At 72.8% G+C, this 15,316-nt stretch carries 15 protein-coding genes; 13 read left to right on the top strand and 2 right to left on the bottom strand.

Features of this window, described 5'->3' with window-relative positions:
• Positions 1-44: 44 nt before the first annotated feature.
• From EIY87_RS31950 to EIY87_RS31930, 5 genes are all read left to right on the top strand, one after another.
• Positions 45-548, top strand: coding sequence for a PadR family transcriptional regulator (locus EIY87_RS31950; protein WP_125313497.1), 504 nt, complete (start codon positions 45-47; stop codon positions 546-548).
• Positions 545-1,759, top strand: coding sequence for a cytochrome P450 (locus EIY87_RS31945; protein ID WP_125313496.1), 1,215 nt, complete (start codon positions 545-547; stop codon positions 1,757-1,759). The genes EIY87_RS31950 and EIY87_RS31945 overlap by 4 nt, the downstream gene beginning before the upstream one ends.
• 5 nt (positions 1,760-1,764) lie before the next feature.
• Positions 1,765-1,962 carry a ferredoxin gene (locus EIY87_RS31940; RefSeq protein WP_125313495.1) on the top strand — a complete coding sequence of 66 codons (198 nt, stop codon included), beginning with the start codon at positions 1,765-1,767 and terminating at the stop codon, positions 1,960-1,962.
• A gap of 152 nt (positions 1,963-2,114) precedes the next feature.
• Positions 2,115-2,678 (top strand): TetR/AcrR family transcriptional regulator, encoded by a 564-nt coding sequence (locus tag EIY87_RS31935; protein ID WP_125313494.1) that lies wholly within the window; start codon positions 2,115-2,117, stop codon positions 2,676-2,678.
• 30 nt (positions 2,679-2,708) lie between these two features.
• Positions 2,709-3,611, top strand: a complete 903-nt coding sequence (locus tag EIY87_RS31930; RefSeq protein WP_125313493.1) for a phosphotransferase family protein — start codon at positions 2,709-2,711, stop codon at positions 3,609-3,611.
• Here the strand turns inward: EIY87_RS31930 and EIY87_RS31925 are convergent.
• Entirely contained in the window at positions 3,588-6,323 is a 2,736-nt protein-coding gene (locus EIY87_RS31925) for an FAD-binding and (Fe-S)-binding domain-containing protein (protein WP_125313492.1), read from the bottom strand. The genes EIY87_RS31930 and EIY87_RS31925 overlap by 24 nt on opposite strands.
• An 84-nt stretch (positions 6,324-6,407) precedes the next feature.
• On the opposite strand from EIY87_RS31925, the gene EIY87_RS31920 reads away from it, so the two are divergent.
• The 8 genes from EIY87_RS31920 to EIY87_RS31885 all read left to right on the top strand — a co-directional run bounded on the left by EIY87_RS31920 (position 6,408) and on the right by EIY87_RS31885 (position 14,268).
• A complete protein-coding gene (locus EIY87_RS31920; RefSeq protein ID WP_125313491.1) occupies positions 6,408-7,547 on the top strand; it encodes a GAF domain-containing sensor histidine kinase in 1,140 nt (379 codons plus the stop codon).
• The gene (locus EIY87_RS31915; RefSeq protein ID WP_125313655.1) at positions 7,544-8,167 is read left to right on the top strand and encodes a response regulator; all 624 of its coding nucleotides are present in this window, start codon (positions 7,544-7,546) and stop codon (positions 8,165-8,167) included. Before EIY87_RS31920 ends, EIY87_RS31915 begins: the two co-directional genes overlap by 4 nt.
• Positions 8,168-8,180: 13 nt before the next feature.
• The gene (locus EIY87_RS31910) at positions 8,181-8,996 is read left to right on the top strand and encodes a PHP domain-containing protein (protein ID WP_125313490.1); all 816 of its coding nucleotides are present in this window, start codon (positions 8,181-8,183) and stop codon (positions 8,994-8,996) included.
• A 420-nt stretch (positions 8,997-9,416) separates the two neighbouring features.
• Entirely contained in the window at positions 9,417-10,226 is an 810-nt protein-coding gene (locus EIY87_RS31905) for an ABC transporter ATP-binding protein (RefSeq protein ID WP_125313489.1), read from the top strand.
• Entirely contained in the window at positions 10,223-10,996 is a 774-nt protein-coding gene (locus EIY87_RS31900; protein ID WP_125313488.1) for an ABC transporter ATP-binding protein, read from the top strand. The genes EIY87_RS31905 and EIY87_RS31900 overlap by 4 nt, the downstream gene beginning before the upstream one ends.
• The gene (locus tag EIY87_RS31895) at positions 10,993-11,871 is read left to right on the top strand and encodes a branched-chain amino acid ABC transporter permease (RefSeq protein WP_125313487.1); all 879 of its coding nucleotides are present in this window, start codon (positions 10,993-10,995) and stop codon (positions 11,869-11,871) included. The genes EIY87_RS31900 and EIY87_RS31895 overlap by 4 nt, the downstream gene beginning before the upstream one ends.
• A 7-nt stretch (positions 11,872-11,878) precedes the next feature.
• Complete coding sequence (locus EIY87_RS31890) at positions 11,879-13,021, top strand: branched-chain amino acid ABC transporter permease (RefSeq protein ID WP_125313654.1); 1,143 nt, start codon at positions 11,879-11,881, stop codon at positions 13,019-13,021.
• The gene (locus EIY87_RS31885; protein WP_125313486.1) at positions 13,018-14,268 is read left to right on the top strand and encodes an ABC transporter substrate-binding protein; all 1,251 of its coding nucleotides are present in this window, start codon (positions 13,018-13,020) and stop codon (positions 14,266-14,268) included. The genes EIY87_RS31890 and EIY87_RS31885 overlap by 4 nt, the downstream gene beginning before the upstream one ends.
• On the opposite strand, the gene EIY87_RS31880 is transcribed toward EIY87_RS31885, so the two are convergent.
• Entirely contained in the window at positions 14,210-15,268 is a 1,059-nt protein-coding gene (locus EIY87_RS31880) for a Glu/Leu/Phe/Val dehydrogenase dimerization domain-containing protein (RefSeq protein WP_125313485.1), read from the bottom strand. The two genes, EIY87_RS31885 and EIY87_RS31880, sit on opposite strands and share 59 nt — an antisense overlap.
• Positions 15,269-15,316 lie beyond the last annotated feature (48 nt).

Genomic DNA, 15,316 nt, shown 5'->3' with positions numbered 1-15,316 from the left:
TGAGCCATTGCTGGGTCACCGGAGACTAGGTTACGGTGACCTAGGTGTGGATCGAGATCCTCCTGCTGTCGAAGCTGGCCCGCGAACCGATGCACGGCTACGAGCTGCGCAAAGCCGTGGAGGCGTCGACCGGGCACACCTTGTCGAACAACTCGCTGTACCCCACGCTTCGGCGCTTCGTCGACGCCGGCGCGGTGAGCCGCAGCGCCGAGGAGCAGGAGGCCAAGCCGCCGCGGCACGTCTACACGATCACCGACGTCGGGCGGGAGCTGCTGCACGACCTGCTCGCGGACTTCCCGCCGGAGCTGGCGCTCGGCCAGGAGGAGTTCCTGGCGCGCGTCGGGAACTTCGGGTGGCTCAGCCCGGCCGAACGGGCGCGGGTGCTCGAGGTACGGGAACGGGCACTGACCGCCGAGCACGAACGGCTCACCGAGCTCGCCGCCGGGCAGGCCGATCCGTGGAGCCGTGCCGCGCTGCGGCACGTGCTCTCGCGGTTCGACGCCGAACTCCGCTGGCTTTCCGAACTGAACCCCAGGAGCGACGCATGACCACCACCGAACAGACGCCCCGGCTCCCCTTCGCCCGCGGCAACGCGCTCGAAATCGCCCCGGACTACGAGGCGCTCCGGCGGCAGGCGCCGGTGAGCCGCGTGCTCACCCCCGCCGGCGACCCCGCCTGGCTCATCACCTCCTACGAAGCGGCCAAGGAAGTCTTCCGCGATAAGCGGTTCGGGCGCTCGCACCCGGCTCCGGAGCAGGCGTCGCGGATCTCCTACGCCGCGGTGCAGGACGGGCCGAGCGGGGACTTCGAAAGCGAGGAGCGCGAGCACAAGCGGATGCGCCGGATGCTGGCGCCCGCCTTCTCCGCGCCGCGCATGCGCGCCCTCGGCGACCGGATCGCCGAGCTGACCGACCGCTGCCTCGACGACCTCGAGGCCGCCCGCGCCGCCGCCCCGGACGCGCCGGTCGACCTCACCGACTTCCTCGCGTTCCCGTTGCCCGTGCTGGTGATCTGCGAACTGCTCGGCGTGCCCTACGAGGACCGCGAGCACTTCCGCGGCCTGTCCGAGCGGATCGCCAGGATGGACGGCGGCGAAGACGCCCAGGCCGCCATGACCGAGTTCAAGGCGTACATGACGAAGCTGGCCGAGGCGAAGCGCGCGAACCCGCAGCCTGACGTCATCTCCGACATGGTCGCCGTCCAGGCCGACGACCCGACGTTCACCGACGACGACCTCGCGCGGATGGGCGCCGGGCTGCTGTTCGCCGGCCACGAGACGACGTCGACGCGGATCGCGATGGGCACCCTGTTCCTGCTCACCGACACCGCCCGCCGCGACCGGTTCGCCGCCGACCCCGAGGGGCAGGTGGCGCAGACCGTCGAGGAGATCCTGCGGCTGACCGCCACCAGCGGCACCGGCCTGCTGCGCTACGCCCACGAAGACGTCGAGGTCGCGGGCACCCGGATCGCCCGCGGCGACGCCGTCCTCATCTCCAGCGACGCCGCCAACCGCGACGCGGCCGTGTTCGCCGACCCCGACGAGTTCGACCCGGACCGCACGCCGAACGTGCACCTCGCCTTCGGCACCGGCGCGCACGTCTGCATCGGCGCCAACCTGGCCCGCACCGAGCTGCGGACGGTGTTCCCGAAGCTGTTCCGCCGGTTCCCGGGCCTGCGGCTCGCGGTCGGCCTCGACGAGATCCCGGTCCGCACCAACCGCGTGGCCGGCGGCGTCGAGCGCGTCCCCGTCGAGTGGTGAGCCCGGTGAAGATCACCGCCGACACCGCCAGCTGTGTCGCTTCCGGACAGTGCGTGCTGCTCGCACCCGGGACGTTCGACCAGGACGAGGAGACCGGCACGGTCGTGCTGCTGTCCGGGGAACCGGCGGCGGGCGAGGAGGACGCGGTCCGGCAGGCCGAGCTGACCTGCCCGGCCGCCGCGATCCGCCTCACCGGCGACTAGGCGACCGCACGCACGTCCGGTTACCGCTCGGGCCAAGCGCCCCAATGTGGCCTTCGGTGCGTCAGACGCAACCAAGGCCACATTGGGGCGCATTGCCGGACCGGCGGCTAGGCGACCGCACGCGCGTCCGGTTTGCCGGTTAACCTGCACCGGTGAGCGAACAGCCCGGCCGGAAGCGGGACGCGGCCGCGACGCGGCTGGCGTTGCTCGACGCCGCCGCGGAGCTGTTCGCCGAACGCGGCTTCGACCGGACGACCGTGCGGGACATCGCCAAGCTCGCCGGGGTCAACCAGTCGCTGCTCTTCCGCTACTTCGGCAGCAAGGAAGCGCTGTTCGAGGCGGTCATCGCGCGCAACGGGCGCGAACAGCTGGCCGCCACGCCGCCCGAGCGGCTCTTCAGCGCTTCCTTGCGCAGCATGCTGGCGCCCGACGGCGCGGGGAACCGGACGCTGGAGACGTACCTGCGCTCGTCGGGCAGCGACGGCGTCGCGGCCGCGATCCGGCAGGAGATCGGCGAGGAGTACGCGCGGGTGCTGGCGACGCTGACCGACGCCCCGGACGCCGAGCTGCGCGCCGACCTCGCGCTGGCGTGGCTGATGGGCATCGCGCTGGTCCGCGAGATCTCCGGCAAGGAGCCACTGGCCAGCGCCGACCCCGAAGAGGTCTGCCGGCTCGTGCTCACCGCGACGCGGACGCTGCTGGAGCGCAGCGAATAACCGCTGGACACCCGCTCTAGCGTCGAGATCATGGTGCCCTTCCCGCCCGCGGCGACCGAAGCCGAGTTCGGCGCGCTCACCCGCGCCGGGCTGCTGCCCGCGGTCACCGGCCTGCTGGGCCGCGCCGACGTCGTGCCGTTCACCGAGGGTTCGCTGCCGGTGTACGCCGTCGGCGACGACCTGGTCCTCAAGCTGTACCCGCCGCTGTACCGCGACGAAATCACCACCGAACGCACGATGCTCGAAGTCCTGTCCGGCACGCTCCCGGCCCCGGCGCTCAAGGACGCGGGCGAACGCGACGGCTGGGGCTGGCTGCTGATGGAACGCCTGCCCGGCCGGACGCTCAAGGAAGCCTGGCCCACCCTGTCCACAGCGGACAAGCGGCACCTGATGCCCGAGCTGGGCGAGCTGCTGGCCACGCTGCACGCGGTCGACGACCCGCGGCTGGCCGCCCTGGGCCCCCACGACTGGGCCGGATTCGTCGCGCGGCAGCGGGCGAAGGTCGTCGAGCACCACCGGCGGACCGAACTGGACGAAACGTGGGTGACGCAGATCCCCGGTTTCCTCGACCACGTCGACCTCGGGACGCCGCCGGTCGTGCCGCTGCACACCGAGTTCATGCGCGACCACGTGATGATCGACGGCGGCCGCGTCACGGGCCTGTTCGACTTCGAACCCGCGATGCGCGGCGCGGCGGAGTACGACTTCGTGGCGGTGGGCCTGTTCGTGAGCAGCGGCGACCGCGACCTCCTGCGCCGGTTCCTCGACGGCTACGGGCAGGCGATCGACGAACGCCGTTGCCTGGCGTACGCGCTGCTGCACGTCTACAGCAACTTCCCTTGGTACTTCGGGGAAATGCCCGAACCACCGGAGCCGACGCTGGAGGCGCTGGCGACGGCTTGGTGGGGCTCAGGGCAACGCGCGGCGCAGTAGTTCCGCGAGGTGCACCGGACGGCGGCCGGACTCCTGCTCGATCTGCGTCCGGCAGCTGAAGCCGTCCGACACCACCACCGTCTCCTCCGACGCCGCGCGGATCGCCGGGAGCATCCGGTCCTCCGCCACCGCCTTCGAGACGTCGTAGTGGCCGCGCTCGAAGCCGAAGTTGCCCGCCAGGCCGCAGCAGCCCGCGTCCAGCGTCTGGTTCCGGACGCCCGCCGCCGCGAGCGCCGACTCGTCCGCGCCGAAGCCGAGGACCGCGTGCTGGTGGCAGTGCACCTGCGTGATCGCGTCGACGTCCAGCGCCGCGAACGGGATCGGGGCTCGCTCCAGCAACTCGGCGAAGGTGAACGTGCGGGACGCCAGCAAGGAGGCGCGCGCGTCACCCGGCATGAGCGCGGGCAGGTCGCCGCGGAACAGCGCCGTGCAGCTCGGTTCCAGTCCGGCCACCTCGTAGCCGTCCTCCAGGTACGGCGCGAGCACGCTCAGCGTCCGGTCCAGGACGCGCCGTGCCACGCCGAGCTGGCCGGTCGACACCCACGTCAGTCCACAACAGACCCCGCGGTCCGGGAGCACGACGTCGTAGCCTGCCGCGGTGAGCACCTCGTACGCGGCGTCGAGCACCGACGGCGTCAGGTAGTTGTTGAACGAGTCCGGCCACAGCACCACCCGGCGCTCGCCCGAAGCCCGGCGCCGCAGATCCGCGCGACTGCGGGTGAACGGCGAGGCGGCGAACGTGGGCAGGGCGCGTTCCGGTGCGATCCCGCCGAGCCGTTTCACCAGGCCCGCCAAGCTGGACCGCCCGACGGCGTTGGCCAGCCGCGGTGCCCGGGCGCTGAGCCGCAGCCACAGCGGCAGCCAGCCCATCGAATAGTGCGACGCCGGGCGCAGCCGCCGCCGGTAGTGCTGGTGCAGGAACTCGGACTTGTACGTCGCCATGTCGACGTCGACCGGGCAGTCCGACAGGCATCCCTTGCAGGACAGGCACAAGTCCAGCGCGTCGTGCACTTCGGCCGACCGCCAGCCGTCCTTGATCACTTCGCCGTTGATCATCTCGGCCAGCAGGTGCGCGCGCCCGCGCGTCGAGTGCTGCTCCTCGCGGGTGGCCCGGTAGCTCGGGCACATCACGCCACCACCACTGGTGTTGCGGCACTTCCCGACGCCGACGCAGCGCCGCATCGCCTGCCCGAAGCTCCCCCGGTCTTCGGGGTAGCCGAGGAACACTGTGTCCTCAAAGGACGGTGAAGTGGCCCGGACGCGCAGGTCCGCGTCGACCGCCCGCGGCGCCACCAGGATGCCGGGGTTCATCCGCCCGGCCGGGTCGAAGATCGCCTTGAACCGCGCGAAGACGTCCAGCATCTCCGGGCTGTACATCCGGGACAGCAGCTCGGACCGCGCCTGGCCGTCGCCGTGCTCGCCGGACAGCGAACCGCCGTGCGCCGCGACGAGGTCCGCCGCCTCCTCCAGGAACCGCCGGAAATCCGCGACGCCGGACGCCGACAGCAGGTCGAAGTCCAGCCGCAGGTGCAGGCAGCCTTCGCCGTAGTGGCCGTAGACGACGCTGCGGCGCCCGTGCGCGCGCATGAGCTCCTTGAACTCGCGCAGGTACGCGCCGAGCCGCTCGGGCGGGACGGCGGCGTCCTCCCAGCCGGGCCACGCCTCCGAGCCGTCGGCGAGCCGCGTCGCGAGCCCGGCGCCCTCCTCGCGGATGCGCCACAGCCCGCGTTGCGCGGCCGGGTCGTCGACGATCGCGAAGCCCGTCAGATCGAGGGACGCCGCCAAGGCGCGGGCCCGCTCGGCCGGCTCGTCCCCGGCCAGCTCGACGAACAGCCACGCGCCACCCGGCGGCAGGTCGCCCGCCCGGCCCGGCAGCATCGCGACCAGTTCGGCGTCCACGCCTTCGACGGTCAGCGGCGACCAGGGCAGGATCGCCGGCACCGCGTCCGCCGCCGCGACGTCGGACGGGAAACCCAGTACCGCCAGCACTTTCCGGTCCGGGAGCCGGGCCAGCGAGACGGTCGCCTCCAGGATCGTCACGCACGTGCCCTCGCTCCCGACGAGCGCCTTGGCGACGTCGAAGCCGTTCTCCGGCAACAGGTGTTCGAGCCCGTAACCGGACACGCGGCGCGGCCACGTCGAGAGTTCCTTGCGCAGCAACGCGAGGTTGTCGCGCACCAGCGCGCGCAGCTCGTCGAAGATCCGGCCCTCGGTGGGCTCGTCCGGGCCGACGCGCAGCCGCGTGCCGTCGTAGAGCAGCACCTCCAGCGAGCGGACGACGTCGACCGTGCGCCCCCACGCCACCGAGTGCGACCCGCACGCGTTGTTGCCGATCATGCCGCCGAGCGTGCAGCGGCTGTGCGTCGACGGGTCCGGCCCGAACCGCAGCCCGTGCGGGGCCGCGACCGCCTGCAGGTCGTCGAGCACCGTGCCGGGCAGCACCCGCGCGAGCCGGGTCTCCGGGTCCAGCGAGAGCACCCCGCCGAGGTGGCGGGACGCGTCGATCACCAGCCCGGGCCCGCACGCGTTCCCGGCGACGCTCGTACCGCCGCCGCGCGCGATCACCGGCAGGTCGCGGACGCGGGCCTCGGCGACCGCGGCGACGACGTCGGCGGCGGTCCGCGGCAGCACCACGCCGCGGGGCACGTGGCGGTAGTTGGACGCGTCGGTGGTGTAGAGCGCGAGCGTGGCGGCGTCGGTGAGGATCTCCACACCCCCATTCAAGTCGACCGGGCGCCCTCGTACCTCTCCAGCCGGGTATGTCCGAAACCACAGTCCGTGTGCGATCGTGGGCGCGTGACGGCAAAGGAGCACGTCGCCGAGTACAGCGCGGTGCTGGGCGAGCTGCTGCGCGAGCGCGAAAAGCTGCTCGGCACGCTCGACCGCGTCGCCGCGCTGCACGGGACCGCGCGCCTGATCCGGGCGGCGGTCGGGGCGAAGGCCGGCTTCGTCGCCGAGCTCGACCGGCCCGAGCTGGCCGTGATCCGCTGGATGTCCGGCACCCGGACCGACGCCCTCCAGGACCTCGAGGTGCCGGTCGGCCAGGGCATCGGCGGCCGGGTGCTGGCGCTGGGCCGCCCCGTCAGGGTGAGCGACTACGTCAGCTCGCCGGCGATCACCCACCAGTTCGACGCCCAGGTGCGCGGTGAGGGCCTGGCCGCGATGCTCGCCGTCCCGATCGTCGCGCGCGGCGAGACCGTCGCCATCGCCTACGCGGCCATGCGGGAGCCCGCCGACTTCGGCGACGACGCCGTCCGGCGGCTGGAGGAGGTCGCGCTCGACGCCGGGACGGCGCTGCACCTGGCCAAGGTCGCCGAGACCGACCGGACGGCCGCGGTGGCGGGCGAGCGTCTGCGGATGCAGAGCGCGCTGCACGACTCGGTCGGCGCGCTGCTGTTCTCCATCGGCGTCCAGGTGCGCGACCTGACCGCGGACCTGCACGGCAACCCGGGGCTCGAAGCGCGGCTGCACCGGCTGGAAGGGGACGTCTCGGCGGCCGCCGGGGCGTTGCGGGAGTCGCTGCTCGCGCTGTCGGAGTCCAGCCCGGAGCGGGCGCTGCCGGTCGAGCTGGCCGAGCACTGCCGCTCGTTCCAGGCGCGCTGCGGCGTCCCGGCGCGGTTCGTGCAGCTCGCGGCGGTGCCGCCGCTGGACGCCGAACGGACGGCGCTGCTGGTGTCCGCCGTCCGCGAAGGACTGCTCAACGTCGAGAAGCACGCCCGGGCGTCGTCGGTGATCGTCAGCCTGGTGGCGGGCGACGACGGCGTGCAGGTGGTCGTCGCCGACGACGGCACCGGCGCGGCGACCGTGCCCGGCGCCGGCGTGGGCCTGCGGACGCTGGCCGAGCGCGCCGCGCGGCTGGGCGGCCGGGTCAGCCTGGTCCGCGACGAAGACGACGGCTGCACGCTGCGCGCGTGGGTGCCGCTGGTGCGGCCGTGACGCCCGCGACCGTGTTCGTCGTCGACGACCACCCGGTGGTCCGCGACGGCGTCACGCTGCTGCTGCGCTCGGACCCGTGCCTGCAGGTGGCCGGGTCGGCGGAGTCCGGGCGGGCGGCGATCCAGCGCGTCGCGCAGCTGCGGCCCGACCTCATCCTGCTCGACCTGCGGCTGCCGGACATGCTCGCGCCGGAGGTGATCGCCGAGCTGCGGCACGTGCACCCGCCGGCCCGGATCGTGGTGTTCACCGCGCACGGCGACCACCAGGGCGTGCTGGCCGCACTGGACTCGGGCGCGCACGGCTGCCTGCTCAAGGACGTCGCCGGCACCGACCTGGTGGCGGCGCTGCGGCGGGTCCTGCGCGGCGAGCGCGTCGTCGACCCGCGGATCCTGCCCGACGAAGGCCAGCGGTCGGACGCGCTGGCCCGCAGCGGCCTGACCCGCCGGGAGTACGAGGTGCTGCGGCTGGCCGCGCAGGGGCAGACGAACCCGGAGATCGCGGAGTCGACGGGGCTGGCGCGCAACACCGTGAAGACGTACCTGCAGTCGGCGCTGCACAAGCTCGGCGCGCGCAACCGGGTCGAGGCGATCGGCAAGGCCAGCGAGGCCGGGCTGCTGTGAGATCGTCGCTCGGGTGACGATCGACCTGCACGCGCACAGCACGGCCTCCGACGGGACGACACCGCCGTCGGAGCTGCCCCGGCTGGCCGCCGAAGCCGGCCTGACGGTGCTGGCCCTCACCGACCACGACACCTTCGCGGGCTTGGCCGCGGCTTCGGCCGCTTCGGACGTCGAACTCGTCCCCGGCGTCGAGATCTCGTGCCGCCTCGACGACGCCGAGGTGCACCTGCTGGGCCTGTTCGCCGACCCCGGGCACGCGGCGCTGGCGGCCGAGCTGGAGCTGATCCGCACCGACCGGGACCGGCGTGGCGTGCGGATGGTCGAGCGCTGCCGCGAGCTGGGCGCGCCGATCACCCTGGCGCAGGTGCGCGAGATCGCTGCGGGCGCGCCGCTCGGGCGGCCGCACATCGCCGCCGCGCTGGCCGCCGTGGGCATCACCGACGCCTTCACCGCCGACTGGATCGCCGACGGCGGCCGCGCCGACGTCCCGAAGCACGTCCTGGCCACAGCGGACGCGATCGGCCTGGTCCGCGCGGCCGGCGGGGCGGCGGTGCTGGCCCACCCGCGCTCGGTCAAGCGGCGCGCTTCGGTCTCGGACGCGCAGCTGGCCGCGCTGGCTTCGGCCGGGCTCGCCGGGATCGAGGTGGACCACCCCGAGCAGCCGCCGGAGGTTCGGGAGCGGCTGCGTGACGTGGCCGCTTCACTCGGGCTGCTCGCGACCGGGTCCAGCGACTTCCACGGCGACCGCAAGCCGGTCCGCCTCGGCGAGTGCACGACTTCCCCGGAGGTGTTCGCGGCGCTCCGGGAGTCCGCCGCCGGAAATCCGTGAACGCCCCCCGTGCGCCGCGAGGATGTCTGGGTCCCGGCAAAGTCGCGGCGGCTTGCCCGGCGACGGCTTCGCCGACGTCTTGAATGACTCATTCAGGTCTTCGGAGGTCCTGAATGACTCATTCAAGACACCACAGGGCCGCCCGGCACCACTTGCCGCGGCCGGCACCGGTCGGTTCAGACCGAGCGGTCGGCCCCCGGCGACTTTGCCGGAGCCCTGGGCGGGGATGTCGTGAAAGGGTCGTTCATGTCGTCTGGCGAGGTGAACGACCCTTTCATGACATCGCCGTGTCCGTTTCGTAGCCAGAGGGGTCTCCAGGTGGGGGTGTCCGAAGGCCACCGGTGAACGCAGGATGACCGCCACTGATCGTGACTCACGTCACACGAGTGGAGGAGGCCTCTTGCGTCCTGGAGTGAGCCCGTGCTGACCGTGCGTGGCCTGCGGGTCCGGTACGGCCGGTCCACGCCCGCCCTGCACGGCATCGACCTCGACGTTTCCGCCGACGGCGTGCTGGCCGTGCTCGGCAGCAACGGCGCCGGGAAGTCCACTCTGCTCAGAGCCGTCTCGGGCACCCTCCGCATGCACCGGGGCTCGATCGACGCCGGCGAAATCCGCTACGACGGGCACGCGCTGGGCAAGCTCGACCCCGCCCGGATCGTCCGGCTCGGCGTCGTCGGCGTCCCCGAGGGGCGGCAGGTCTTCGCCCGGATGACCGTCGAGGAGAACCTGCGCGCCGGCGGGATCGGCGCCCGGACCGCCGCCGAACGGATCGCCGCGCGCGAGCGCGTCGACGAGCTGTTCCCCGTGCTGAAGGAACGCGCCAAGCAGCGCGCCGGGCTGCTGTCCGGCGGCGAGCAGCAGATGCTCGCGATCGGCCGCGCGCTCATGTCCGCGCCCAAGCTGCTCCTGCTCGACGAACCCTCGCTCGGGCTGGCCCCCAAGATCGTCGAGCAGATCGGCCGGACCATCCGGGAGATCCACGAGCAGGGCACCGCGGTGGTGCTGGTGGAGCAGAACGCCGTGATGGCGCTCGGCGTCGCCGACCACGCCGTGGTGCTGGAGGTCGGCCGGGTGGCGCTGGCCGGGACCGCGGCCGAACTGGCCGCCAGCCAGGACGTCCAGCGGCTCTACCTCGGCGGGCACGCCGAGTCGCAGGAGACCGCCGACGCCGAGGCCGAACGCGCGCGCGAGCAGCTCGCCGGCCGGACCCTGTCGAGGTGGGCCGGATGAAGCCGCCGGAACTGCGTGTCGAGGACGTCTCCCTGCGCTTCGGCGGGATCCGGGCACTCGACGAAGTGAGCTTCACCGTCGCCCCCGGTTCGCTGCATGCGCTGATCGGGCCGAACGGCGCCGGGAAGTCCAGCTGCTTCAACGTGATCAGCGGCCTGTACCGGGCGAACGCCGGCCGCGTGCGGCTCGGCGACACCGGTCTCACCGGGCTCGCGCCGCACAAGCTCGCGCGCCTCGGCGTCGGCCGGTCGTTCCAGAACGCCGCGCTGTCGGCCGGTTCGACCGTGCTGGACAACGTCATGCTCGGCAGGCACGCGCTCACCCGCGGCGGGTTCCTCGAGACCGGGCTGCGGCTGCCGTGGACGGTCCGCGCCGAACGGCGGCACTCGGCCAGGGCCCGGGAGATCTGCGCGTTCCTCGGCCTCGGCCCGGTCGTGGACACCCCGGTCGGCGCGCTGCCCTACGGCGTCGTCAAGCGCGTCGACCTCGCCCGCGCGCTCGCCGTCGAACCGGTGCTGCTCCTGCTCGACGAGCCCGCGGCCGGGATGAACGCGGCCGAGACCGCGGAGCTGGCCGGCACGATCAGCGGGATCCGCGCCGAGCTGGGCATCTCTATCCTGCTCGTCGAGCACGACATGGGACTGGTGATGGGCATCGCCGACCGGGTCACCGTGCTCGACTTCGGCCGCCGCATCGCCGACGGCACCCCCGCGGAAGTCCAGTCCGACCCGGACGTCATCAAGGCCTACCTGGGCACGGAGGCGGCGTGAACACATTCCTGCAGCTCGTGGTGAACGGCCTCGGCAAGGGCGCGGTGTTCGCGTTGCTGGCGCTGGGGTTCGTGATCATCTTCAAGGCCACCGAAGTGGTCAACTTCGCGCACGGCTCGCTCGTGCTCTTCGGCGGCTACCTCGTCGTGGTGACGCGGGACGCGCTCGGCTGGGTCGGCGCGTCCCTGGTGGGCATCGTGTCGGCCGGGCTGCTCGCCCTGGTCGTGGAGCGGCTGCTGCTGTCGCGGTCCCGGCACGCCGACGCGAACAGCCTGGCGCTGCTCACCATCGGCGTCGACGTGATCGTCACCGAGGAGATCGTGCGCCGGCTCGGCGTCACGCTGCCCTTCCTCGGCGACGCCTGGGACGCGAAGCCGTTCCAGCTCGGCGGCATCACCCTCTTCCGCACCCACCTGGTCGCGCTGGGCGTGGCCGCGGTGCTGATCACGGCGTTCTGGCTGGCCTTCAAGTACTCGAACTGGGGCGTGGCCATGCGGGCACAGGCGGAGAACCGGGAAGCGGCCGCGCTGATGGGCATCCGCAGCTCCCGCGTGACGGCGACCGCGTGGCTGGTCGCCGGGCTGCTGGCCGGCGTGGCCGTGCTGTTCATCGCCACGCAGGACTTCTCCGGCGCGGGGCTGTCGCGCGGGACGCATTCGATCGCGCTGGCCGCGTTCCCCGCGGCGATCCTCGGCGGCCTCGACTCGACGGCGGGCGCGGTGGTCGGCGGCCTGGTCGTCGGGATCGTGGAAGCGCTGTCCGCGCAGTACGTCTCGTTCGACTTCTCCAAGAGCGCGGTCTTCCTGGTGATGCTGGTCGTCCTGGTGGTGCGGCCCTCGGGGCTGTTCGGCACGAGGGAGCGGACGCGTGTCTGACAGCGCCGTGTCCGAAGTGGACGCTCCCCCGACGCCCGCCGCGCCGCCGCGCCCCCGGCGGAGCCCGGCCAAGCTCGTGCGCACGGCGGCCTGGCTCGCCCTGCTGGTGGTGCTGCTCGCCCTGCCGCTCTACCTCGACGCGGCCTGGCTGAAGGCCGGGCAGTACATGATGATCGGCGGGGTCGGCGCGATCGGGCTGACGCTGGTGGTCGGGCAGGCCGGGCAGCTTTCCCTGGCGCACGCGTTCTTCCTGCTCGCCGGCGGCACGGCCTACACCGTCCTGTCCGGACCGACCGACGACGACCGCGTGATCGGGTTCGGCCTCGACCCGGGCCTCTCGCTGCTGGGCGCGGTCGCCGTCGCGGCCTTGCTGGGCCTGGCCTTCGCCCCGGTCGCCGGCCGGCTGCGCGGGATCTACCTCGGGGTCGCCTCGCTCGCCCTGGTGTTCCTCGGCCTCTATTTCGGACAGTCGGCCGAGGAGTACACCGGCGGGACGTCGACCGGGCGCACGCCGGCGCCGTTCTCGCTGTTCGGCTTCCCCTTCAGCAACGACGGCCCGGAGATCTCCCTGCTCGGCGTCCCGATCCGGCAGGCCGAACGCACGTGGTACCTGTTCCTGCTGCTGACCGTGCTCGCGTTCGTGATCGCCCGCGGCGCCGTGCGCGGCCGGGTCGGGCGGTCGTGGCGGGCGGTGCGCGACAACGAAGCCGCGGCCGCGGTGATGGGCGTCAGCGTCATGCGCGCGAAGGCGGGAGCGTTCGCGGTGTCGTCGGCGTACGGCGGCCTGGCCGGCGCGATGACCGTGCTGTGGTTCGACATCCTCAAGCCGGACGAAAGCGAGTTCGGCACCTACGGCATCAACGTGTCCATCGCCTACCTGGCGATGGTCATCATCGGCGGGCTCGGCTCGGTGTCCGGCGCGCTCGTCGGCGCGCTGATCGTCAACGGCCTGCCGCAGGTCCTCGCCCTGTACTCCGCCGACCTCGGCTGGTTCTCCGGCACCGGCGACGGCGCGCTGACCCCCGTCCTCGTCAGCTCGTTCGTCTACGGCGCCGCGATCGTCCTCGTCGTGCTCTTCGAGCCCGGCGGGCTCGCCGCGATCGGCCGCCGGCTCACGCGGCGCCGTCAACCCCCGGAGGAAAAACCATGAAACGCACACACCTGGCGGCGGCGCTGGCGGCCGTCCTCGTCCTTTCGGCGTGCAGCACGAAGGCCGGCGACTCCGGTTCGTCCGGTTCGGACAGCTCCGGCGTCAAGACCGGCAAGGGGGTGACGGCGACCGAGGTGACGCTCGGCGTGATGACCGACAAGTCCGGGGTGTTCAAGAACCTCGGCCTCGGCGTCACCCAGGGCAACGAGCTGTGGGCCAAGGACTTCAACGCCGCCGGCGGGGTCTGCGGGCGGCAGGTCAAGCTCGAAGAGGTCGACCACGGCTACAAGGCCGACACCGCGAAGACGCTGTACCCGCAGGTCGAGCCCAAGGTGCTCGGGTTCGTGCAGCTGCTCGGCTCGCCGGTGGTCGCCGCGCTGAAGCAGAACCTGGCCACCGACAAGGCCGTCGCCGCGCCCGCGTCCTGGTCGTCCGAGCTGCTCGACAACCCGTACGTGATGATCGTCGGCACCACCTACGACCTGGAGATCATCGACGGCCTGTCGTACCTGCAGGAGCAGGGCCTGATCAAGGACGGCGACACCATCGGGCACGTCTACATCGACGGCGAGTACGGCAAGAACGGCCTGCGCGGCTCGCAGTTCTACGCCAAGAAGCACTCCCTGACGGTCAAGGAAGTGAAGATCACCTCGACCGACAGCGACCTGACCAACGTCGTCACCGGCCTCAAGGGCGCCGGGGTGAAGGCGATCGTGCTGACCACCACGCCCGCGCAGACCGGGTCCGCGGTCGCGACGAACAAGGCGCTCGGGCTGAACGTGCCGGTGCTGGGCAACAACCCGACGTTCGACCCGGCGCTGCTGAAGAGCCCGGCCGCGGGCGCGCTGGACAAGCTCACGGTCGTCGCCAGCAGCGTGCCGTTCTCGGCCGACCTGCCGAAGGCCAAGGACGTCGCGGCGAAGTACAAGGCCGCGTACAAGGAAACCCCGAACGGCGGTGTCCCCTACGGCTACGCGGTCGGCGAAGTGTGGGGCGCGGTCCTGAAGAAGGCCTGCGAGAACAAGGACCTCACCCGCGACGGCATCTCCGCGGCGCTGAAGCAGACGACGTCGGCGAACACGGACAACCTGGTCGCGGCGCTCGACTTCTCCAAGCCGGGGACGCCGGCGACCCGCCAGGTGTACGCGGCCACCCCGGACGCCTCGGCCGAGGGCGGCGTCAAGTACGTCAAGCCGTTGTTCGAGGCTCCCGAAGCGAAGGAGTACGTGGCGCCGCACCAGAAGTGAGCCGGCGCGCGGCCAGCGCGGCCGCCTCGTGCAGCGGGGTGGTCGCGTTGGCCTCCGCGGCGTTCAGGAGGTCGGTGACGGTCTGCTCGATCGTCTCGACGCGGGCGAGCGCGGCCTCGTGGTCCAGGCCCTCCGCTTCGCGCGAGAGCGTGTAGAGGATCCCTCCGGCGCTCGCCACGTAGTCGGGGATCCAGCGGACGCCGCGGGCGGCCAGGTCGTCGGCGACGGCGTCGTCGGTGAGCTGGTTGTTGGCGGGCCCGACGACGAGCGGGGTGTCGAGCCGGGCCACCGTCTCGGGGCTCAGCACGCCGCCGACCGCGGCCGGGACGACGACGTCGGCGGTCAGGGTGAGCGCTTTCTCCGGCTCGGTCCAGGTCAGGCCGCTCCGCTCGGCTTCGGCGCGCTTGGCGGGGTCGATGTCGGAGACGACGACTTCGGCGCCCGCCGCGTGCAGGCTCGCCGCGAGGTGCGCGCCCACCGAGCCGTAGCCGCTGATCACCACCCGGCGCCCGGTCAGGTCCGCCGGTCCGGCCGCCCGGAGCGCGGCGAGCACGCCGACGGCGGTCGGGCCGCTGGAGGACCCGGTTCCGCCCGCGGACTCGGGCGTGCAGAACGCGTACGGCGAGGCCTCCCGGAGCACCAGCATGTCGGCCGGCCCGGTGCCGACGTCCGGGCCGGCCCGGTACGCGCCACCGAACTCCGCGATCAGGTCGGCGTGGTCGAGCAGGACCGCGCGGCGCTCCTCGGGCGAGAGCACCCGCCCGGGCTCCGGCGCGATGACGCTCTTGCCGCCGCCGAACGCGAGCCCGGCGACGGCGCACTTCGCCGTCATGGCGGCTGAGAGGCGCAGGACGTCGCCGACGGCTTCTTCGAGCGTGGCGTAGGGCTTGAAGCGGCAGCCGCCGACGGCGGGGCCGAGCGCGGTCGAGTGGATCGCGACCATCGTGGTGATGCCGGAACGACGGCCACGCCGGACGACGAGGTGCTCATGTGCGGTCATGGCCGTGAAAGTTAGGCTGATCGTCAACGACACGGATGCGTTGCCGAA

It is taken from the genome of Amycolatopsis eburnea, assembly GCF_003937945.1.
Taxonomy (GTDB): domain Bacteria; phylum Actinomycetota; class Actinomycetes; order Mycobacteriales; family Pseudonocardiaceae; genus Amycolatopsis; species Amycolatopsis eburnea.
The sequence above is the reverse complement of the archived record's forward strand: the minus strand, read 5'-3'. Positions and strand labels throughout refer to the sequence as shown.